The organism is Ruegeria sp. BB7 (genome assembly GCF_056539365.1).
Window position 1 is genome coordinate 87,760 of the sequence record NZ_JBQFUV010000001.1, and the last position, 21,074, is coordinate 108,833.

The following is a 21,074-nucleotide window of genomic DNA, read 5'->3' on the forward strand; positions in this document are numbered from 1 at the left end:
GCTTATTTCCTCGGTGTCAAAAAGGAACGATCCGATTGCCCGGTGACAAAATCGACGATCCGCTGCACGTATTCGCTTTCATTGTCCGCGCCAACCCTATGAGCCCGCTCCATAAAGGTGCCATCGCCCGTCGACAATTCGCGGAACGCCGCACGCAACGCCGAGATATCCTCACGCGAGACGCCTTTGCGTTTCAAGCCCACCAGGTTGAGACCATCCAGCTCACCACGAGGCGCCTGAACCAGCCCATAGGGGATCACATCATTGGGCACCATCGTCAGCGCCCCAATGATCGCGCCACGCCCAACGCGGACCCATTGGTGCAAACCTGAAATGCCGCCGACAATCACATCGTCTTCGATGATACAGTGCCCTGCCGCACCGGCATGGTTCACCATGATCACTCGGTTGCCAATCTGAACGTCGTGCGCGACATGCACTCCGGCCATCAGCAGGCAATCGTCGCCGATCCGGGTCAGACCACCACCGCCCTCAGTGCCGGTATTTATCGTCACATGCTCACGGATACGATTACGCTTGCCGATTTCCAGCCGCGTGTTTTCTCCGCCGAATTTCAGGTCCTGCGGGATCTCTCCAATCACCGAGAAATTGAAGACTACGGTTTCATCATCAATCGAGGTATCGCCTGTCACCACAACGTGGGACTTCAACTCGACCCGGTCACCCAACTTGACCTGCGCTCCGACGTAGCAGAACGGTCCGATGACGCAGCCCTCACCGATCTGCGCGCCGTCTTCAATGATTGCGCTTGGGTGAATGCCGCTCATGTCGTTTTTTCCATGTCCCAGTCGACATAGGCCGAGAATTCCGCTTCGGCGGCAACCTCACCATCGACAGTGGCACGACCACTGAACTTGAAAATCTTACCGCCCTTTTTACCGCGCACGGTTTCGACGTGCATATTAAGAACGTCACCCGGGATCACCTTGCGGCGGAATTTGCACTTGTCGATGTTCATAAAATAAATCAGCAATTCGCTGTCGATCACTTCCATCCCGACGCCCAGCATCACACCTGCGGTCTGCGCCATCGCTTCGACAATCGTCACGCCCGGCATGATCGGAGTCCCCGGGAAATGGCCCTGGAAGTGCGGTTCGTTCATGGTGACATTCTTGATGCCGACCGCAGATTGATAGCCAGAGATATCGACAACCTTATCGACCAGCAGAAACGGGTAACGATGCGGCAATATCCGTTGGATCAACTGAATGTCAGCGCTTTTGGTTTCCGTGCTCATAATGTCGTCGTCCCGTTCTGGATTTCTGTTTGCGCGTGGTTAGCAACACAGCGCCCCAAGGGCAAGTAAACCTATTCCCTAGGCGCATTTTCAACAGCGCTACCATCTCCGATAGCCGCGTCAATCCGGGCAATGGCTGCATCTGTGATGTCGGTGCGGTCGGAACTGAGAAAAACGCTGGATCGTTCAATGACAATAGAAGCGCCGGTTTCTCGTAAAAGATCAATCAAGACCGGTTGCACCAACTCAAAAAAATTCTGCCGTGCCTCTTCACTGCGGCGGGCCAGCGCATCCAGTTTAGCGCGTTGTCCTTCCCGATGTGATTGAACCTTCCTGTCGAAAGCTTCCGCCAAGGGGCGGAATTCTTCAGCAGTCATAGTCGCACGTTGATCAGTGAGTATCTGTTCTTCTTGACTAAGTTCAGCAACGATCCGTTCGTTTTCTTCCCCCAACAACGTGCTTTCTAATTCAATCTCGCGAAGGACTCGAATGCCAAATTCTGAATCTGCAAAAAGACGGTCACTGGACAACGTTAGAACGCTGCTTTGCGGCACACCCAACTGCTGAGAAAAGGCAGGAACGACTAGGGACAAGGATAGAAAAATGCACAGGGCCCCCAAAGGGCCCTGAAACCTAATATAAGCGCGTCTCAACATTCAGGTTCAGAACTGGGCCTGAATCGTCAGGTCAAAGTTCTGCTCATTGTCGAAGTCTTCTTTCTTCAGTGCCTTCGAGAAGTTGAACCGCAATGGACCAAACGGCGTCGTCCACAGTACCGAAACGCCAACTACGTGACGGATCGAGCCACCTTCACCCACTATATCGGCCCCGGCCGTGTTCACATTACTCAAGTTGTACAGGTTACCAAAATCATAGAACAAACCGCCGCGCAGGCCGAACTCTTCAGGCAGGCCCAATGGGAAATCCGATTCCAGTCGAGTAACCCAATAGTAGTTACCCCCGATGGCGTCGTCCTGACCGTTGGAAAGATCACGAGGGCCAATACCCGCAGGTTCGAACCCTCGGAATACGCTGGGTCCCAGAACGAAACGGTCAATGGTTCGGCTGAAATCATCGCCTGTCCAGTTCAGCGCACCTGCTTCAAAGGTGGCACGAAGAACAACTTCTTCGTTCCAAACACGGGTCTGAGCAATAGCGCGCGCTGTGGTCTGGAAATACTCATTATCACCACCCAATCCGGCGGCATCGACACCTACTTCGAACAACACACCTGCATTCGGGTTCAATCCGCCCAGACGGCTATCATAAATATAGGACACTCCCAGCGAGCTGGTTGTACGACTACCCTGATCGATTTCCGAAGAAATAACCGCGCCATTGGTTTCGTTATCCTGCTGGGTCATTTCGCTGTCTTCCCAGTTATAACGAACGCGCAGCGCTGACAGCTCTCCGATGGAATAACTCAGCTGAGGTCGGAAAAACAATGCCTCGGTATCATAACTGGCGAAACTGGAGTTAGTGGTAGACAGCCCCAAGCCCACGTCGAACTGCAGTCTCCGCCCCAGAAGATAAGGCTCAGTAAAGTCCAATACATATTGTTCAGAGTCCTGCGCCGTTGACAGGGTGACGCCCAACGTCTGTCCGCGCCCCAAGAAGTTTGATTCGCGCAGTCCAATCGCAATACCAAAGCCATCAGAAGCCGAGAAACTACCGCCAAGGCTCAGCGATCCGGTAGGCTGTTCTTCAACATCCACATCAACAATCACCTGGCTGGGCGAGGAACCTTCGCGGGGCTCGACGTCAGCTACAGCAAAGAAACCCAAAGCGCGGATACGTTCAGCAGCCTGACGAATTTCGCGCGGATTGAATGGGTCACCTTCAACTGTATCAAATTGCCGACGAATAACGCGATCCAGAGTTGTGGTGTTGCCCTCGATGTCGATCCGTTCGACAAAAATCCGCGGCCCTTTTGTAAGCACGAATTGAATATCAAGCGTCAGATCACGAGCATTCCGAGTCACCCGAGGCTCAACCCGCAGGAAGTCCACGCCTTGTTTAATCCCAAGACGTTCCATCCGGGCGATCGAATTCTCAACAAGAGTGGGCGTGTATGTCACACCCGGCTTGATTTTTAGCGCATCCTGATACGGCGCAGGATCGACACCTGGGATTTCGCTGACCGTACTGATTTGACCAAACGAGAATTTTTGCCCCTCAGTGATGTTCATCACTACGAAAAAAGCATCACGTTCTCGGGTGAATTCAACATTCGCACTGTTGACGCGAAAGTCCACGTACCCACGGGACAGGTAGAAATCCCGTATGACCTGTTTGTCAAACTCAATCCGGTCCGCAATGAACGTATCACTGCTGATAAATGTCCGTAGAAAGTTTGCCTGCTTGGTTTCAAGAACCCGCCGAAGACGACGATCAGAAAATGCCCGGTTGCCAACAAAGCTGACGCGCTCGACTTCTATTGTTGTACCCTCCGCGACCTCGAAAACCAGATCAACGCGGTTATCGCTGCGGCGAATGATGCGCGGAATGACAGTCGCGGAAACACGCCCTTGCGATGAATATATCTCAGCGATCAAATCGGCGTCTGCCTCCGCAACCTGAGGCGTAAAGACACGCCGCGGTTCGGATGAGATTGCATCAAGCAGCACATTATCCTTTACACGACGGTTTCCTTCGATGCTGATCTGATTGATGGTCGGATATTCCTCGACTTTAATCACCAAAGTATTGCCGCGCGGTGTCAATTCGACTGTTTCAAAAACACCACTGTCAAGCAAACGCTGATAGGCGTCGTTCAACTCTCCACCGCTCACAGACTGGCCCGGTTCGATACCTGTGCGCGCGATGATCGTCGACGTTTCGATGCGACGATTCCCTTCGACATCAAACGAATTAACAACAAAGCTCTGAGCCCACGCCGCCTGCGGCAAAGGCACAAAACTTACCAATGTCAGAAGGAATATGAACGTTAGGGACCGCCACAAAATCTTGTTTTCCGGCCCGTGACCCCCGCAGGATATGCCTGCGTTTCGCCTGTCAGTCATATTTTTCACTACCCAATATTTTTGGACTTTAAAGCTGAGTAGCGAGAATATGCCTGCTTGTCAAAAGACCAAAACAGAAAGCGGCCCCGTGGGCCGCCTCGTCAGGTGTTAACAACAGATTTCAGGAATCACATTGTGATTAAATACGCCCATGCGCCCATCGCAACACCCGTCGCACCAAAGAACAACAACATGTCCCAGTTCAAAACGAACAGGCAACCTAGGCCTCGGGCGGATTTACGCAGAACATTTGTCATCACAACCTCTGGTATCGATTGATATGCGCATATCACTCTAGGCTGGAATTGCGGCATCAATACGGCACCGCTATGCGCCTCTTGCCACAATCAGCAGAATAGGTCGTTAGTGACCGAAAAAATCATCAGCCCGAGGATCATTGATACACCAATGCCCATAAGCACCCTCAGAGCCCCATCGCTGGGAGGTTTTCCCGTTATTGCTTCGTAAGCATAAAAAACCAGGTGCCCCCCATCCAGCGCCGGAATTGGGAACAGGTTCAGCAGACCCACTGCGGTCGACAAAACGGCGATAAAGAAGATGAAACTCTGTGCGCCCTGACTGGCCATAGCGCCCGAAGTTTCGGCAATACCGATGGGGCCTGACATATTGCAGGTGCTGATGGCACCGGTGACCATGTGCCAGACACCGGAAAGTGAGCCTTCTATGATTCTAACCGTCTGCCGCACCCCACCGGACAACGAAGCAATAAAGCCTGCAGGTTCAGTGGCAGGCTCAAGGGCCATTCCGCCGACAATTCCAATTCGCCAATGTGTTACGAACCCTCCGTCGGGGTTTGGCTCATCTGTCCGTCGCGGCGCCAAAGCGAATTCAAGCTCTGCTCCGTCCCGCCAGACCTTCAAAAGAAGAACCTTGCCGTCAGATCCTTCCACATGGTCTTTGAGCTGCTCAAAAGCAAATATCGGTTCGCCATTGACCTCGGTGATAACGTCCCCGGCCTGCAAGTCGATATCGTTAGCAGCACTGCGAGGCACAACCTGTTGAATCAGTGCCGGGAAAAGCCATGGACCCGTGACATCCACCTGCTGCCCGTCGCGGATTACGGTATAGTCCAACTCTGGTTCCACCGGCAACGCATCCGTGAAATCAGTCCATGCGCCTTGCTGATCGAAATCAGGAACTTCGATACCAGCAATGGCGACAATCACATCCCCATCCTGCAACCCCTGCGAAGCACCGGGCAGCCCGTGTAGTTGGCCAACTGTCAATGGATCACGCGTGACACCTTGAGACATAAAAATAAGGCCAAAAACCAATATCGACATCACGAAATTAAACACCGGCCCCGCAGCAACCGTGGCGGATCGAGCCCATAGTGGTGCCCCATGCATGGTTCGGCGCAACTCTTCCGGGCTTTGCTCGGTGATTTCCTGCATCGCCCCTTCGTCCTTGCCAGACGCGGCATTGGCATCACCCAGAAACTTGACGTAGCCTCCAAAGGGCAAGGCGGCGATCTGCCACTTGGTTCCACGCTTGTCGAAGCGGCTCCAAAGCACCGGACCGAAGCCAATCGAAAACACTTCGGCGTGGATGCCGGACCAACGCCCAACGATATAGTGGCCGTACTCGTGAACCGCGACAATGACGGACAAGGCGATCACAAAGGCAACGATGGTATAAATCAGGTTGCCGAATTGAGGGATCAGAGAAAGTACGTCCAAGTTTCTATCCTGTTGTCTTTGTCACGGCCTCATCGGCCCACTTACGTGCCAAATGGTCCGTTTGCAGCACGTTATCAAGGTCAAACTGGGCATCAAGAAGGCTGTCTGTGGCCTCAAATCTGTCCAGAACGGTTTCGACAATATCGGCCATCTCAAGAAAGCCAATCCGACGCGAGATAAAGTGATCAAGCGCACGTTCTTTGGCGGCGTTGAAAACTGCGCCCGACAAACCGCCACGTTCCATCACATTGCGCGCCAGCCGCAAGGCCGGATAGCGTGCTTCGTCCGGCTCGTGAAATCGCAGTTGTCCCAATTTGGCAAGGTTCAAACGCTCGACCGGTAAATCCCGCCGTTCCGGCCAGTTCAGAGCGTAACCGATTGCATGACGCATATCGGGCGCGCCCATATGGGCCATCACCGCTCCATCCTTGAACCCAACCAGTGAATGAACAATGGATTCTGGGTGTACGATCACTTCTATTTGATCCGGAGACACCGCAAAGAATTCTTTTGTTTCTATAAGTTCTAACGCCTTGTTGAACATAGAAGCACTGTCGATGGTAATCCGCTGCCCCATGTTCCAGTTTGGGTGGTTTGAGGCTTGCTCGACCGTGGCATTTGCCAAATCACTCAGCGGCCAGTCGCGAAATGCGCCACCGCTGGCGGTGATGATGATCCGCTCGACCGCCTCCATATCTTCGCCCACCAGCGCCTGAAATACAGCGGAATGTTCGCTGTCTACCGGCAACAGGCGGGCGTCATGCGACTGCGCTGTTTCCATCACCAACTTGCCCGCGCAAACCAGCGTTTCCTTGTTCGCCAAAGCCAAAGTTGCGCCCTGCTTCAACGCCTCAAGCCCAGGTGGCAACCCTGCAGCACCGACAATCGCGGACATAACCCAGTCTGCCGGTCGCGCAGCGGCCTCGGTCAGCGCAGATTGACCGGCGGCGGCCTCGACACCACTACCAGCCAGTGCGGCGCGCAGGTCATCAAGCCGGTCGTCATACGCAGTCACCACTATATCGGCATTCAGTCGGCGGGCATCTTCGGCCAGTTTTTCGATATTCGCACCGCCAGTCAGTGCCACTATGTCATAAGCCGTTGCGTCGCGATCAATCAGATCAATGGTGTTCTGCCCAACCGAACCGGTCGCACCGAACACAGAAACTTTGCGCATTACATGCCTCCGGGGGCATAGATCAGCCCCGCGATCAGTACGAACAGGGCCGCCCCCATCATTCCGTCAAACCGGTCCAGAAACCCACCATGCCCCGGTATCAGATTAGAGCTGTCCTTAACCCCAAACTTTCGCTTGACCGCACTTTCCAAGATGTCACCGGCTTGGCTGGCCATGGACGCAAGCACCGAAACCAGAACAAACATGACACCGAAACCTGCGTGGACAGCGAAAACAATCCCTACAAGACCGGCTGCAGCCCAGCCACCGGCCGTACCAGACCATGTTTTCTTTGGACTGACCTTGGGCCAGAACTTAGGTCCTCCAAAGGTTTTTCCAACAAAGTATCCGGCCACATCGGTCACAACCACCACCGAGATCAACCAGACCATCCAGCCAAAACCCATGTTTTCACGAATTGAGATAAAGCCCAAACCGGACGCAGCGATCCAGATGGCGAACAGCGCATATATCGTTTTGGATCGACCAATCTGCCCTGCCCCAACCAAAGCCGGCGCCAGCAGGATCGGCAACTTGAAGAGCGGAGGCAGGTGATAACTGGCCAACACCACAACGGCAGTCAGAATACCTAGCTGAATCGCCACACCGGAACGGTCCGGATCAATCATCCGCACCAATTCCCAGGTCATCAAACCACACGCAATGGCAATGAAGGATTCGAACCACAACCCGCCCAGCCAAACCTCGACCGAACCAATTATGACTAGAACCCCCGCCGACAGAACCCGAGCAGTCAGGTCAGACCATCTGCCGTCGCTCATGCCGATACTGCCCCGAACCGGCGATCACGCGACCCATAGCTGCGGCACAACCGCTCCAGTTCGGCCGCTGTGAAGTCAGGCCAAAGCGTGTCAATGAATTCGTACTCAGCATAGGCCGACTGCCAAAGAAGGAAGTTCGAAATGCGCGCCTCACCACTGGTACGGATGACCAGATCAGGATCGGGAAGAACGTGCGTATCCAGATACTTGGGCAGGGTTTCCTCATCCACGTCTTCGGCGCGCAAGCGACCTTCGGCCACATCTCGTGCAAGACGTTTGGTAGCGCGGGCAACCTCGTCCCGACCGCCATAGTTCAGAGCGACCGTAAGGTGAACCAGATCGTTGTTTTTGGTTTCCTCTTCCAGCGTATCCATAAGGGCCGTGAGCTTGGAATCCAGACGCACGCGGTCACCGATGAAGCGCACGCGTATCCCGTTTTCCTTCAGGGTTCGGGTTTCCTTGGTGATATACCGCCGAAACAGGCTCATCAGCCCTGCCACCTCAGCCTGCGTTCGTTTCCAATTCTCGGTAGAGAACGCAAAAACCGTAAGGTATTTGACCCCAAGCTTCGGGCAGGCCTCAACCACTTCGCGCACCCGCCGCGCACCGGCATGATGACCGAACAGCCTAGGCCGACCGCGCGCCTGCGCCCACCGACCGTTACCGTCCATGATAATTGCAACATGGCGCGGCCCTTGTTCGGGCGCAGTATTAGGGGAGTTTAGCATAATCCGGGTCAGACCTGCATGATCTCAGCCTGCTTGGTTTCAAGCGCGGCATCCACGGATTTGATCATCTCATCCGTCAGGTCCTGAACCTCGGCTTCCCAGAACTTCTGGTCATCCTCAGAGATACCGTCCGCCTTGGCCTTTTTGATCTGATCCATCCCGTCACGACGCACATTCCGGATCGAGACGCGGGCATGTTCGGCGTATTGCCCGGCGACCTTGCCCAATTCGCGGCGACGTTCTTCATTCAATTCCGGGATCGGCAGCATGATGATTGTGCCGTTCAGCTGTGGGTTGATGCCCAAACCGCTTTCGCGAATAGCTTTCTCAACCTTGCCTACCAGACCCTTGTCCCAGACATTGACTGTAACCATACGAGGTTCCGGCACGTTGACCGTTCCCACCTGATTAATCGGGGTCATGGAACCATAAGCATCCACCATAATTGGTTCCAGCATCGAAGCCGAAGCCCGCCCGGTCCGAAGCGAGGCAAATTCGGTTCTGAGGTTGGCCATGGCGCCTTCCATGCGCCGTTTCAGATCGTCGGTATCCAGTTCGAAATCGTCAGACATGCTGCTCACTCCCCGTCTTCAGGTACTGTTTGCATGGCTATTAAGCCATCGCAATTGGGATGTATAGCAATGATGATGCGGAATTGCGCCAATGACCAGAGGTGTTTCCGGCATTTTCGGGATGTTTCCAAGGCAAATAGTTCGGTTGGCACGTATGCCAACCGACCTCATAGCAACTTAAAAAGATCAGGCGTTTACGTCGACGACAACGCGCCCCTTGACTTGACCTTTCAGGATATCCGCACCCAATTGTGGCAAGTCACTCAGGTTTGCCGGTTGCACCATCGCTTCAAGCTTGTCCATCGGCAGGTCAGTAGCGATACGCTGCCAGGCCCTTACCCGGTTGTCATAAGGTTGCATAACGCTGTCGATGCCCAACAAGTTAACCCCACGCAGCAGGAAGGGAATGACCGTGGCAGGCAAGCCTGCACCACCGGCAAGCCCAACCGCAGCTACCGAAGCACCGTATTTCATTTGCCCCAGCACGCGTGCCAGCATCTCTCCGCCAACAGCATCAACGCACCCGGCCCATGTCTCGCTTTCCAACGGGCGCTTGGTGGTCTCGTTCAGTTCCTCCCGAGGAACGATTGTGCTGGCACCCAGAGATTTCAGGTAATCACCAGCTTCTGGCCGCCCTGTCACGGCCGCGACTTCATACCCCAGATTGGCGAGAATAGCTGTGGCTACCGAACCTACACCGCCCGCAGCTCCGGTCACCAAAACCGGGCCGTGATCTGTTTTCATCCCATGGTCCTCAAGCGCCATGACCGCAAGCATGGCCGTAAACCCAGCTGTCCCAACCGCCATCGCCTGCCGCGCATCCAAACCATCGGGCAACGGTACAAGCCAGTCCGCCAAAGCACTAGCTTTTTGCGAATATCCACCCCAATGCGCTTCACCTACGCGCCAACCGGTCAGAACCACCTTATCCCCCGGTTTATATCGGTCATCCGACGACGTCTCGACCGTCCCAGCATAGTCAATACCCGGCACATGGGGGAAATTCCTCACCAGCCCGCCACCTTTTGGGGACAGACACAGACCATCTTTGTAGTTCACTGTTGAATATTCGACCGCCACGGTCACTTCGCCATTCGGTAGATCATCCACCGAAAGTTGCTTGAACGAGGGGGTCGCCAGCCCGCTCTCTTCATCCTTTTCCATGACCAACGCATTGAACATGTGATTTCCTTTCGTTTCCTTTATCCCAGGCCCCGTTCTTCACCTGGCTAAAAATATTTCGGGGGAGTCGCAAAGCGACGGGGGCAAAGCCCCCTACCGCTCTCAAATCCAAAATCGTTCCTGTACTGTTGCGCGGCGCATACCGTCCGGCGCTTCGACTTCCACGGCAGTACCGGCGTCCCAATGGCTCAGCCGTATCATGCCTATGGACACATTCGTTTGAAAATCCGGAGACCAAGCCGCCGACGTCACCTGACCCACACGTTTGCCATTGGCAAACACTGGCCAAGGACGGTCACAAGGCGGCACGGCTTCACCATCAATCGCAATCGGTCGGATTTGTTGGACTGGTCCTTCCTTGGCCACTCGCAACAAAGCGTCTCTGCCAATGCAGCCAATGGCTGTATGCGTGTTGCAGAACTTGCCCAGGCCACATTCATGCGGCGTGTTGTCGTCGGTCATGTCATTGCCATACGACAGCAGTCCGCCTTCAATGCGTTCGATTAGATTGGGACACCCTGCGCGCACTTGCAGGTCCTCACCCGCGGTAAACAAAGCATTCCACAGCGGCATTCCGATCTCGGAACCTTCAACATAAATCTCGAAACCTCCCTGCTTGGAATAACCGGATCGCGCCACCGCCAAATCGCGACCTTCGAATTCGAACATATCGAACTTGAAGAACCGAATGTCGCGAACCCGATCGCCAAAAACACGCGCCATCAGATCATCAGCCTTTGGTCCCTGAACGGCCAATGGTGACACGTCTGGTTCGTCCACCAGCACATCCAGTCGGTATCCGTTCGCGATACCCTTCACCCATAGCAACAAGTCGCTGTCGGCGATCGATATCCACCAACAATCATCTGAGAGTTTTACCGCCACCGGGTCATTCAACATTCCTCCGGTTTCATCAACGATAGGCACATAGAAGCATTGCCCGGGCAGCATCCCACGCAGATCGCGCGGTGTTAGCATCTGCATCAGCTTGGCCGCATCAGGCCCTCGCAGTTCGACCTGACGCTCACATGATACATCCCAAACCTGAACATGGCTTTTCAGATGTCGATAGTCGGCCTCAACACTTTCGAAAACCGTAGGTAATAACATACGGTTATACACCGTATATCCTTTGACGCCTGCAGCTTCGACCCCCTCCGAGAACGGAGTACGACGCAGTCTGCGAGAAAACGAAATTTGCGGCATTCAAACCTCCTGAGGCATAAACACCAGATCACTGACCGGAGCGGCTGAACCTGTTTCGGTCAGCATTTGGTGCAACTGCCCGCGATGATGGGTTTGGTGGTTAAACATGTGGATCAGGCACCGTGCGTACGGCAATGTAACATCAGCTTCTTTCGCGGCTGAGAACCAAGTAAATTCGCCGGTCAGCGGTGCGTCACTCAGTGATCCGGCCCACTTTAATATCCGGTTGTCGATCTGTTCACACAGAGGCCCCCATTCGGCCAGATCGGCACACAGAGAGACACTCTCGGGAATTCCACCGCCCGGACCTTCACCTTTGTCAAAGCGCGAGACCCAAATCCAGCTTCCCCACAGCAAATGATTAGCCGTGCCCATGATCGAGCCGAAAAACGCGCCACGCTCTTTGGTCAGATCCTCCAAGGAAAGCTCTTGCAGAAAACCCGATAACTGCTTGTTTTGCCAGCGGTTATATCTTGCCATCTCTTGCGCATAGGCACCTATGATCATCACTTGGGTCCATGCCAATCGATTGGGCATATCTCGGCCGACTTGCCGCTGAAATCCCAAACCCGTCCATAATCACGAACTTTGGATTTCGTCCCACGCGCCACAATGATATCCGGTCCCATCCAGTACTTTGAATTCGACACCATAACCGGATGCTCGGGATCCTTGCCCGCCAACATCTCAATCTCACCCTGAATCTTGCGACCAATTACGATACGGCGCTTATTACCGTCCCGCTCAATCTGAACCGGAGCCCGTTCGGCCCCAATGATCTCACTGACCAACATGGTGAACAGGCCGGTTGTGCCACCTGCCTGCCCGCTGAATATTTGCAACACTCCGTTGTAGGCTTTGCCGCTGGCGCGTTCGTCTACATAGGCGGCGACTTTCCATTGCCCCTCACCCATGCGACCGGGAATATCGACCAACAGACCAACATTCAGGCCCGATAAGTCCTCGCCCTCATAATGGCCTTCGTCGATGATGACACCCATCCACGCGTGACAATGCCCCTCGGTCGGAGGATGCGCACCCAGTGACACCACACAGGGGCAGAACACGTCGCAAGAGCAGTTGAGGATTAACTCTCCCTTGATGGCCCAATCTGTCGGGCTCATCTCACGGCGTTTGGGGTTGGGCATACGGCTGTCGATGCGCTGGCTGATCGGCAGCCTATCTGCCTCAGGTTTTCTATTTTTTGCCATATACTTATCCTCCAAACGTAAAGGGGTAGATCAGGAGGACCAGACCCCCTGCAATAAGAGCAAACCCCATTGGTCGAGTCACCGTGTGACCAATCTGAGGCAGCTTTTCGAGAACCATAAACAGCGTAGCGAGGCCCATCCAAAGAAGGCTCATAACTCCGCCGACAAAACCAAGTGCCATGAAGCCCCAGCAGCAGCCAACGCAAAACGCGCCGAGCCCTAGGCCCATACGCAAACCGCCAATGAAGCCGGTCTTCCAATGGCCCAGAAAATAGGTCATCGGGGCGTGACAAACCCCGTGGCAGACTTCCTTAGCGCGGGTGAACTGGAATGCACCGACGGCGATCATCAGGCCACCGGCGAACCACGCGGATTTGGCGATGCCCAGCATGTCAACGACGCCACCGAACAGCAAACTCAACTGAACCCCGGTGATCAACGCGGCAAACCCGACCCAGACAAGGAAATACCCGGCCAACACACCGATCCACCCTACCCGAGTACCGTTTGCACTGCGGATCAGGTCGTCATAGCTGCGCAGTGTCGGCACCAGAGTCGGCAGCATCATGGCAGCCATCATGATTGCCCACATCCAGAACAGCGGACTGAATTCGGCCATCGGCATATACATGTCCATGCGGGGATCCATGGCAGCCATGGCCTGCCCCATTGGACCTGGGCGGCCGATCCAGTCCAGATCCATACTGCGGCTCATGGAGAACATCATCCACCATGCCCACAGGATAAGGATATAAAACCCCAGCCACATTCCGCTGCGTAGAACTGCGCGACTCACGTGTCCCTCCCGACTCAGTCCTTGCTTTTCAAATGTCAGACTTTTAAATGTCAGACAAATAATTTTTCTCAGGCGACCCCGAAATATGAAAATCGATCCCCAAAAACCTGCCGATTTGTCTGCGCAGATCGCGCAGGCCATTCGAAGCGCCATCATCTCCGGCGAATTGATCGTCGACGAACGTTTACCGTCCGAAGCAGAGTTGTCTGACCAGTTCCAGGTTTCCAGGCCAACAGTACGCGAAGCCCTGAAGCGCCTTGCTGCTCAGTCATTGATCCGCACCCAGCGCGGCGCAAGCGGTGGTGCATTCGTCAACCGCATCAGTTTTGAGGACGCCTATGCGCAGCAAGTTACCACCTCGACCCTGCTGCTATCGATGAATGCAGTCAGTTTCGATACGGCGTGCGAGGCTCGCTTTGCGCTGGAACGCGCCTGTGCGCCCCTGTCGGCGCAACGCCGAACGGCAGATCAACTGGCCACTATGCGGGCCGAGATCTTCCGTCAGGCGCAGCCCGGACTGACAGATGAGGCGTTCTGCGCCTCTGATGTGGCCTTTCACCGAGCTCTGGTCGATGGCGCAGGCAACCCGGTGCTGTCCTATCAACTCGCCGGAGCAGTTGAAGCCATGCAGCCTCTTATGAACATGATCACTTTTACCGCGCGATCCCGCGAAGAGATCATCGCCCTGCATAACCAGATCGCCGACGCGCTAGAAGCCCGAGACGCCGACAAAGTAGATACGACACTGGTAGAACTTGAAAATTACACACGGAAACTGGCCTGTGACGTGGCACAACAGCGCCGCAAACCCGCGTGACGAGGGAAGCATGACAACAGCGCTAAACGTTATCTCGGCAATTCTTACCATTGGCTTCGGCCTGTTTGGGTTTCTGGCCCCGGCATTTACCGCCGCCTCGCTGGACCTGGCCCCAACTGACAGCAATATGGGCCTTAGCGAAATGCGCGCCTCGGTTGGTGGTCTGTTCGTTGTAACCGGCGCTGTTGTGTTGTGGCTGAACAACCCAATGGCCTACGCCATGCTGGGCGTTGTGTACGCCGGTGCTGCCCTTGGCCGCTTTGTCTCGGTTTTTTTAGACAACCCGCCGCTAGTAAAAGCGATAACGTTCGGAGGAATCGAGTTGGCTCTGGCGCTTTGGTTGATATTGGCAAACTTAAACAGAGCCTCATAAGTCTTTGTTTTTCTGTATAACGCTTCACAAAAATCCCGGTTTGCATCCACGCGTCCCCTCACCTATATAGGGTATGTCCTTCGGGACTATGGACATAAACGCGCTCGTAATAAGCGGATCGGACCCGGGGGCGGTACCCGGCGGCTCCACCAACCATCCTTCGTTTGAGGATTCTGGGGCCGAAATAGGATCGACGAACGTCTAAAGGGGTTAGCTTTGTCTCGGCTGTCTGCCACCGTTATCGGCGAAACTAGTACAATTGCAAACGACAATCGTGCTCCGGTTGCAGTTGCTGCGTAAGCAGTAACAAGACCGAAACTTAAGCCCTTGCGCCTAGCCGCGTAAGGCGGGGTTCGCAGGTACCTGGCAACAGAAACCTGCACTTCCTTATATGTCTGCTGTTTCCCCTAAACTTGTACATATTCAGGTTTTTTTCACCTTTTCGTCTCAGGCTGACTTCAACAGAAAAAGGAGAGCCGGGATGTCACATGCAGATCTGGTGAGAGGATGGTATTCCGAGGTCTGGGAAAACGGAAACCTGGACGCAATAGACCAATATTTTGCCTCCGACACGATGGCAGAGGGTCTGATCCCCGAAATGCAGGTCGGAGCAGATGATTTCCGTGATCTGGTTATGGCCTTTCGGCATGTTCTGGGGGACATCAAGGTCGAAATACCGAAGATCATTGAAAATGGTGACTGGGTGTCTGCAATCCTGCATGTCAGTACAACGCGGGCAGATAACGGTGCGCCCTTGCAGGCTACTGGCAGTGTTTTCGCCCGGATCAAGGAAGGTCGCATGGTCGAAGCATACAACCAATTCGATTTTATTTCGCTTTTCGAACAGCTTGGACAGTTTCCGCAAGACACTTTGCCCGTCTGCATGACCGGTCAGCGACTGGATTGGTCGTAAGCCCATTAACGTAAGCTTGACCCTCGTGGTGCTTGGCCGTAAGCAAAGCACATGGGGTAATATTGCGAACGCCCCGTGAGGCGCCAGCCCAAGTTTCGCATGTATCCGCTTAAAACAGGAGACATGCTATGCCTGCGCCCAACTCAATCACTCCAAAACAGCTACTGCGCTTGATTGGAACGCCGCAAGCTCCGGCATTGGTCGATATATGCTTGGAAGCCGACTTTGAGGCTGATCCTTTTCTGATCCCCGGCTCAGTTCGCCATAGTGCCGAGGACATAAATGGCATTGCCGATCGTATCGGAGACCGAGCGGCCATCATCATCTGCCAGAAAGGCAAGAAGCTCAGCCAAGGTCTCGTCTCGTGGCTGCGCAGCACCGGCTGTGCGGCGGAATATCTTGAGGGCGGGATGTATGGATGGCGGGATACGCCGGACGCACCGCGGTTTCCAGCCTCTGCCGCCCCGAGGCGCGGCGATGGCCGGTCCGTCTGGGTCACACGTCACCGGCCAAAGATCGACCGGATCGCCTGCCCCTGGCTGATCCGACGTTTTGTAGACCCTGACGCGCAGTTCTTGTTCGTTTCCCCGTCCGAGGTTGAAGCCACCGCCTCCATCTTTGATGCGGTGCCATTTGATGTACCGGATACGTTTTGGTCCCACAGGCAAGATCGCTGTACCTTTGACATCATGCTGGACGAATTTCAGCTACACACACCCGCCCTGGACCGTCTGGCCACGGTCGTTCGCGCCGCAGACACAAACCGCCACGATCTTGCCCCCGAGGCCGCCGGGCTGCTTGCGATCTCTGTTGGCCTGTCGCGGCAATATCGCGATGACCACCAAAACCTTGAGGCTGGTCTGCACCTGTATGATGCGATGTACCGTTGGGCCCGCGATGGCTTCGATGAACAGCACGATTGGCCCACGGATCGAAAGCCATGACCCCATCGGTTGCCGAGCTTATTCGCGTGTTCGGCCGCATCGGCCTCCTCTCATTCGGAGGGCCAGCGGCACAGATTTCATTAATGCATCAAGAACTTGTGGAACGGCGCCCGTGGCTGGATGAACAAACTTATTTGCGGGCCCTATCGTTATGCATGCTATTGCCGGGGCCTGAGGCGATGCAACTGGCCACCTACGCTGGCTGGCGATTACGAGGCGTCTCCGGAGGGTTAATCGCTGGTACCTTGTTTGTCTTGCCCGGAGCCTGCGTCATCGCCGCTCTGGTTGGGCTTTACGCGGCTTTCGGAAACCTTCCAATCGTGCAAGCTGGTTTTTTGGGAGTGAAGGCAACGGTGATTGTCATCGTTCTGCAAGCTCTTAGAAATCTGTCCCGCAAGGCGCTGACAGACACGCATCACCACGCAATTGCCGGTTTGGGTTTCTTGGCAATTTTCGCCTTCAACATGCCATTCCCATTGATCATTTTGGCTGCCGCCATCTGGGGGTATGTCACGTTTGACGGTGGGGCTAAGGACTTTAAAGCTGAACCGTCCCCCAAAGTAACGAACTATTTCCGCACTGCTGCGGTGTGGCTAACGCTATGGTTGGGCCCGCTTCTGCTGCTTACCGTAACCGGGCAAAAACTGCTGAGCGACCTAGGTTGGTTCTTTGCACGCCTGGCAGTTGTTGCTTTTGGCGGAGCCTACGCCGTTTTGGCCTACATGACCCAGACCGTCGTGGATAAGTACCAATGGGTCAGCACCGACCAAATGATCGACGCGCTGGGGCTGGCGGAAACGACACCCGGCCCCTTGATACTGGTGACCCAGTTCGTTGCCATGTTGACCGGGCAAATCAGCGGTGGCGCGCCGCTGGCTATTGCTGCTGGTTTGGTCGCGCTATGGGCAACTTTTGTCCCCTGCTTTCTTTGGATATTCCTAGCTGCGCCTTACCTGGACCAACTGGCCACCCGGCCAAAATTATCGGCTGCTTTGCACGGAATCACCGCTGCCGTAGTCGGTGTGATTCTCAACTTGTCTGTTTGGTTCAGTCTGAATGTCCTTTTTCGTGATATACCAGAGAAATCGTGGGGACCAGTGACCATTCCCCTGCCCGAACCAAGCAGCCTGAATCCTGCGGCGGTAGCCCTAACACTGTTAGCAGGGCTATTGATTTTTAAGTTCAAATTTGGGATGGCGACCACGCTACTGATGATGGCCGCTATAGGAACAGGACTACATTTTCTTTAAACAATCCTCACATTCCCGGTCTTTCGTTTCCGCCGAAATCCCTTATGCTGAGGAAATCACTTTTGAGGATGACACATGTCGCAAGACATCGATTATGGAAACCTGATGCACACCGCGATGCGGGGGCTCATCAAAACGGTTTTAACCAGCGTTTCAGAAAATGGCCTGCCCGGCTCACATCATTTCTTTATCACATTTGATACCCGTCAGGACGGTGTCAAACTGGCCGATTGGTTACGTGAGCGGTACCCCGAAGAAATGACCATCGTCATGCAGCACTGGTTCGAGAATCTAGAGGTTAGCGACACCGGTTTTGCGATTACACTTAACTTTGGCGATGCGCCCGAGCCGTTATATATCCCCTACTCTGCGATCAAAACTTTCGTAGACCCGTCGGTCGAGTTCGGGTTGCGCTTCGAAAGCCCAGAGGATGAGGAAGAGTTCGAACCCATCATCGAGGAATCAATCGAAGTCGAGGAAGAGCCCGATCAACAAGATGCCGAGGTCGTATCATTGGACAGTTTCCGAAAATGACGCGTTGAAACCAACGTCAGGTTTAATTCCTTTTTAGGAATGTCTCGACTGAACGCGACTTCTTGCCATTTCGGAACCTTGAAAATGAAAGATCAAGACCGCCCTCTGCAAGTGTACGGTCGTATTGCTGAAGCTCATAGTCGCCGGTCTCATCAATAAACAGCGAGAAAACGGTCAGAGTATCGCCTTCGATCCGCCCCCAAACAAAAGGTTCCCCCTGCATCGGATCCAATGGGACCTCATGGCCAAAGACATTTCTTTTCATGGCCGCGGAAAAGACATCGGGGCGGTTCGACTCTTTGAAATCAACCGAAAACTTTTGCTCTTTGATACGGCCATCAGCCTTGTAGGTCGTGGTCGTCCAACTGACATTAAAGCCGTGCTTCGACTCTTCGATAGATACGCTCATGTCTCGCGGCGTTTCGGTTCCGTCATCATCTACAACGTTTGCAGATCCCACATAGTCACCAACAAATACCGAGATATCCGCAGCATGGGCCGGAAGACTGGCCGCCATGGCCCAAAACAATACAGCCAATAAATAAGCGATAGATTTCAGGTGAAAAGTTCGAAACATTGTACCCACCTGAGCCTCCGATGTAGTGATCCATTTATTGTAGCTCAGCCGCACGCACGCACAATGTGTTTTCCAACAAATTTCCTTGACCCTTCTGCCTATACCTCTGGCAGGCTTAAGTTTATGGTGCGCGCAACTGGCCGATTGCACCCAAACACTGTTGTGGGTAAACGGCATGCAATTGTATACACGACGGAGTGACAGATGTCTCAGACCCGCACCGAATCCGACAGCTTTGGCCCGTTGGAGGTTCCTTCTGACAAGTATTGGGGTGCTCAAACGCAGCGCTCGATCATGAACTTCCCCATCGGGTGGGAGAAGCAGCCCGTTGCCATCGTGCGCGCACTGGGCGTGATCAAAAAAGCCTGCGCCATGCAGAACAAAGCAACTGGCAAACTGGACGAAAAGATCGCTGATGCGGTTATTCAAGCTGCTGGCGAAGTGTTCGAGGGCAAGTTTGACGACAATTTCCCGCTGGTGGTCTGGCAAACTGGATCGGGCACGCAGTCCAACATGAATTCCAACGAGGTCATCGCAAACCGCGCAATTGAAATCCTGGGCGGCGTCATCGGTTCCAAGGATCCGGTTCACCCCAACGATCACTGCAACATGGCTCAGTCTTCGAACGACACTTTCCCAACGGCAATGCACATCGCCACGGCCATGAGCGTTCGTGACGTATTACTGCCTGGTCTTGAAAAACTCGCTGCCGCGCTCGAGCAGAAGTCCGAAGAGTTCAAGGACATCATCAAAATTGGCCGGACACACACTCAGGATGCCACACCTCTGACTCTGGGTCAGGAATTTTCGGGTTATGCGCATCAAATCCGTCAGGGTATCGCGCGGGTGCAGGCAGCTATGCCGGGAATCTATGAGCTGGCACAGGGTGGTACCGCCGTGGGTACTGGCCTGAATACCCAGCATGGCTGGGGCGAGGCTGTTGCCGCAAACATGGCTGAAATCACCGGTCTTCCCTTCGTCACTGCGCCGAACAAGTTCGAGGCTCTGGCCGCTCATGACGCCATGGTGTTCCTGTCGGGTGCATTGGCCACCATTGCGGGCAGCTGCTACAAGATTGCCAACGACATCCGTTTCCTGGGTTCGGGTCCTCGTTCGGGACTTGGCGAACTGATCCTGCCGGAAAATGAACCCGGCTCGTCAATCATGCCGGGCAAGGTCAACCCGACCCAAGCCGAAGCTCTGACTCAGGTTGCAGCCCATGTTATGGGCAATAACGCCGCCATGAACTTTGCCGGGTCACAAGGCCATTTTGAGCTGAACGTTTACAACCCGATGATGTCCTACAACCTGCTTCAATCGATCCAATTGCTGGGCGACGCCACCGACAGCTTCACCGAGCGGATGTTGCTGGGCATCAAGGCAAACGAGGCTCGCATCGACAAACTGATGAAGGAATCGCTGATGTTGGTCACCGCACTGGCGCCCACCATCGGTTATGACAACGCCACAACAGTTGCCAAAACCGCCCATAAGAACGGTACCACCCTCAAGGAAGAGGCCATCGCGCTGGGCTTTGTGGACGAAGAAACGTTTGACGCTGTCGTCCGCCCCGAGCAGATGATCGGCCCAAAAGACTGATGGGCAAGCCGGTCAACCTGAACCGGTACAGAAAAGAAAAAGCGCGGGCTCAGAAGAAGGCCCGCGCTGACCAGAACGCAGTCAAATTCGGACGTAGTAAGGCCGAGAAAAACGAAAATCGGCTCGAACAGGAAAAACAGCGCCGAGAGTTAGACAATCACGAGTTGGATGAATGACTGGTCGTCCCGCCAAACGCTCTTTGACCCTGAAAGGTCATCGCACCTCGGTTTCACTTGAGGATGAATTCTGGCAGGCTTTTCGAGAAATTGCCAAGGAAAAAAATACTCCGATCAATGCCTTGGCGGCGGATATTGACGTTAATCGTGATCCTGAGATCGGTCTGGCATCGGCTATTCGTGTTTTTATTCTGAACTGGTACCGTTCCTAACATCCCCCTTGCCAGCATCGCTTTTATGGGCCTATGCTGCAGAA

General features: G+C 54.4%; 25 protein-coding genes and 1 other RNA gene. 10 read left to right on the forward strand and 16 right to left on the reverse strand.

Features of this window, described 5'->3' with window-relative positions:
* Positions 1–2: 2 nt before the first annotated feature.
* The 15 genes from lpxA to ACR0D7_RS00535 form a co-directional block, all read right to left on the reverse strand.
* Complete coding sequence (gene lpxA, locus ACR0D7_RS00465) at positions 3–788, reverse strand: acyl-ACP--UDP-N-acetylglucosamine O-acyltransferase (protein WP_480677279.1); 786 nt, start codon at positions 786–788, stop codon at positions 3–5.
* Positions 785–1,258, reverse strand: a complete 474-nt coding sequence (gene fabZ, locus ACR0D7_RS00470; RefSeq protein WP_480677280.1) for a 3-hydroxyacyl-ACP dehydratase FabZ — start codon at positions 1,256–1,258, stop codon at positions 785–787. Before fabZ ends, lpxA begins: the two co-directional genes overlap by 4 nt.
* A 71-nt stretch (positions 1,259–1,329) precedes the next feature.
* Positions 1,330–1,812, reverse strand: coding sequence for an OmpH/Skp family outer membrane protein (locus ACR0D7_RS00475; protein WP_480677281.1), 483 nt, complete (start codon positions 1,810–1,812; stop codon positions 1,330–1,332).
* A 108-nt stretch (positions 1,813–1,920) separates the two neighbouring features.
* Complete coding sequence (bamA, locus tag ACR0D7_RS00480) at positions 1,921–4,281, reverse strand: outer membrane protein assembly factor BamA (protein WP_480677282.1); 2,361 nt, start codon at positions 4,279–4,281, stop codon at positions 1,921–1,923.
* Positions 4,282–4,409: 128 nt separating this feature from the next.
* A complete protein-coding gene (locus ACR0D7_RS00485; RefSeq protein ID WP_480677283.1) occupies positions 4,410–4,538 on the reverse strand; it encodes a hypothetical protein in 129 nt (42 codons plus the stop codon).
* Positions 4,539–4,628: 90 nt separating this feature from the next.
* Entirely contained in the window at positions 4,629–5,981 is a 1,353-nt protein-coding gene (gene rseP, locus ACR0D7_RS00490) for an RIP metalloprotease RseP (protein WP_480677284.1), read from the reverse strand.
* Between the two features lie 4 nt (positions 5,982–5,985).
* Positions 5,986–7,158, reverse strand: coding sequence for a 1-deoxy-D-xylulose-5-phosphate reductoisomerase (dxr, locus tag ACR0D7_RS00495; RefSeq protein WP_480677285.1), 1,173 nt, complete (start codon positions 7,156–7,158; stop codon positions 5,986–5,988).
* On the reverse strand, positions 7,158–7,940 hold the full coding sequence (locus ACR0D7_RS00500) for a phosphatidate cytidylyltransferase (RefSeq protein ID WP_480677286.1): 783 nt from the start codon (positions 7,938–7,940) through the stop codon (positions 7,158–7,160). Before ACR0D7_RS00500 ends, dxr begins: the two co-directional genes overlap by 1 nt.
* A complete protein-coding gene (locus ACR0D7_RS00505; protein ID WP_480677287.1) occupies positions 7,937–8,668 on the reverse strand; it encodes an isoprenyl transferase in 732 nt (243 codons plus the stop codon). The genes ACR0D7_RS00500 and ACR0D7_RS00505 overlap by 4 nt, the downstream gene beginning before the upstream one ends.
* An 8-nt stretch (positions 8,669–8,676) precedes the next feature.
* The gene (gene frr / locus ACR0D7_RS00510; RefSeq protein ID WP_170381203.1) at positions 8,677–9,240 is read right to left on the reverse strand and encodes a ribosome recycling factor; all 564 of its coding nucleotides are present in this window, start codon (positions 9,238–9,240) and stop codon (positions 8,677–8,679) included.
* A 186-nt stretch (positions 9,241–9,426) separates the two neighbouring features.
* On the reverse strand, positions 9,427–10,422 hold the full coding sequence (gene acuI / locus ACR0D7_RS00515) for an acryloyl-CoA reductase (RefSeq protein WP_480677288.1): 996 nt from the start codon (positions 10,420–10,422) through the stop codon (positions 9,427–9,429).
* Positions 10,423–10,524: 102 nt separating this feature from the next.
* A complete protein-coding gene (locus ACR0D7_RS00520; RefSeq protein ID WP_480677289.1) occupies positions 10,525–11,628 on the reverse strand; it encodes a dimethylsulfoniopropionate demethylase in 1,104 nt (367 codons plus the stop codon).
* Positions 11,629–12,135, reverse strand: coding sequence for a DinB family protein (locus ACR0D7_RS00525; RefSeq protein WP_480677290.1), 507 nt, complete (start codon positions 12,133–12,135; stop codon positions 11,629–11,631).
* Positions 12,135–12,839, reverse strand: coding sequence for a DUF1326 domain-containing protein (locus tag ACR0D7_RS00530; RefSeq protein ID WP_480677291.1), 705 nt, complete (start codon positions 12,837–12,839; stop codon positions 12,135–12,137). Before ACR0D7_RS00530 ends, ACR0D7_RS00525 begins: the two co-directional genes overlap by 1 nt.
* Before the next feature lie 4 nt (positions 12,840–12,843).
* Positions 12,844–13,608 (reverse strand): DUF2182 domain-containing protein, encoded by a 765-nt coding sequence (locus ACR0D7_RS00535; protein WP_480677995.1) that lies wholly within the window; start codon positions 13,606–13,608, stop codon positions 12,844–12,846.
* A 112-nt stretch (positions 13,609–13,720) separates the two neighbouring features.
* Here ACR0D7_RS00535 and ACR0D7_RS00540 point away from each other — a divergent pair, with 112 nt between their 5' ends.
* The 7 genes from ACR0D7_RS00540 to ACR0D7_RS00570 all read left to right on the forward strand — a co-directional run bounded on the left by ACR0D7_RS00540 (position 13,721) and on the right by ACR0D7_RS00570 (position 18,466).
* Positions 13,721–14,452, forward strand: coding sequence for a FadR/GntR family transcriptional regulator (locus tag ACR0D7_RS00540; RefSeq protein WP_170570157.1), 732 nt, complete (start codon positions 13,721–13,723; stop codon positions 14,450–14,452).
* 10 nt (positions 14,453–14,462) lie between these two features.
* Complete coding sequence (locus ACR0D7_RS00545) at positions 14,463–14,825, forward strand: DUF4345 family protein (protein ID WP_480677292.1); 363 nt, start codon at positions 14,463–14,465, stop codon at positions 14,823–14,825.
* A 36-nt stretch (positions 14,826–14,861) separates the two neighbouring features.
* Positions 14,862–15,209: a transfer-messenger RNA gene (gene ssrA, locus ACR0D7_RS00550) on the forward strand.
* A gap of 97 nt (positions 15,210–15,306) precedes the next feature.
* Entirely contained in the window at positions 15,307–15,738 is a 432-nt protein-coding gene (locus ACR0D7_RS00555) for an ester cyclase (RefSeq protein ID WP_480677293.1), read from the forward strand.
* Between the two features lie 128 nt (positions 15,739–15,866).
* A complete protein-coding gene (locus tag ACR0D7_RS00560) occupies positions 15,867–16,682 on the forward strand; it encodes a chromate resistance protein ChrB domain-containing protein (protein ID WP_480677294.1) in 816 nt (271 codons plus the stop codon).
* Positions 16,679–17,932, forward strand: coding sequence for a chromate efflux transporter (chrA, locus tag ACR0D7_RS00565; RefSeq protein ID WP_480677295.1), 1,254 nt, complete (start codon positions 16,679–16,681; stop codon positions 17,930–17,932). Before ACR0D7_RS00560 ends, chrA begins: the two co-directional genes overlap by 4 nt.
* Positions 17,933–18,007: 75 nt before the next feature.
* Positions 18,008–18,466 (forward strand): SspB family protein, encoded by a 459-nt coding sequence (locus ACR0D7_RS00570; RefSeq protein ID WP_480677296.1) that lies wholly within the window; start codon positions 18,008–18,010, stop codon positions 18,464–18,466.
* A 22-nt stretch (positions 18,467–18,488) separates the two neighbouring features.
* Here ACR0D7_RS00570 and ACR0D7_RS00575 read toward each other — a convergent pair whose 3' ends face one another.
* Complete coding sequence (locus ACR0D7_RS00575) at positions 18,489–19,043, reverse strand: hypothetical protein (RefSeq protein ID WP_480677297.1); 555 nt, start codon at positions 19,041–19,043, stop codon at positions 18,489–18,491.
* Between the two features lie 204 nt (positions 19,044–19,247).
* On the opposite strand from ACR0D7_RS00575, the gene fumC reads away from it, so the two are divergent.
* Genes fumC through ACR0D7_RS00590 form a run of 3 tightly spaced genes read left to right on the forward strand, consistent with a single transcriptional unit; the run spans position 19,248 to position 21,030 of the window.
* On the forward strand, positions 19,248–20,642 hold the full coding sequence (gene fumC, locus ACR0D7_RS00580) for a class II fumarate hydratase (protein WP_480677298.1): 1,395 nt from the start codon (positions 19,248–19,250) through the stop codon (positions 20,640–20,642).
* The gene (locus ACR0D7_RS00585; protein WP_170381215.1) at positions 20,642–20,818 is read left to right on the forward strand and encodes a DUF4169 family protein; all 177 of its coding nucleotides are present in this window, start codon (positions 20,642–20,644) and stop codon (positions 20,816–20,818) included. The genes fumC and ACR0D7_RS00585 overlap by 1 nt, the downstream gene beginning before the upstream one ends.
* Positions 20,815–21,030, forward strand: a complete 216-nt coding sequence (locus tag ACR0D7_RS00590) for a ribbon-helix-helix domain-containing protein (protein WP_480677299.1) — start codon at positions 20,815–20,817, stop codon at positions 21,028–21,030. The genes ACR0D7_RS00585 and ACR0D7_RS00590 overlap by 4 nt, the downstream gene beginning before the upstream one ends.
* The last annotated feature ends 44 nt before the right edge of the window (positions 21,031–21,074 follow it).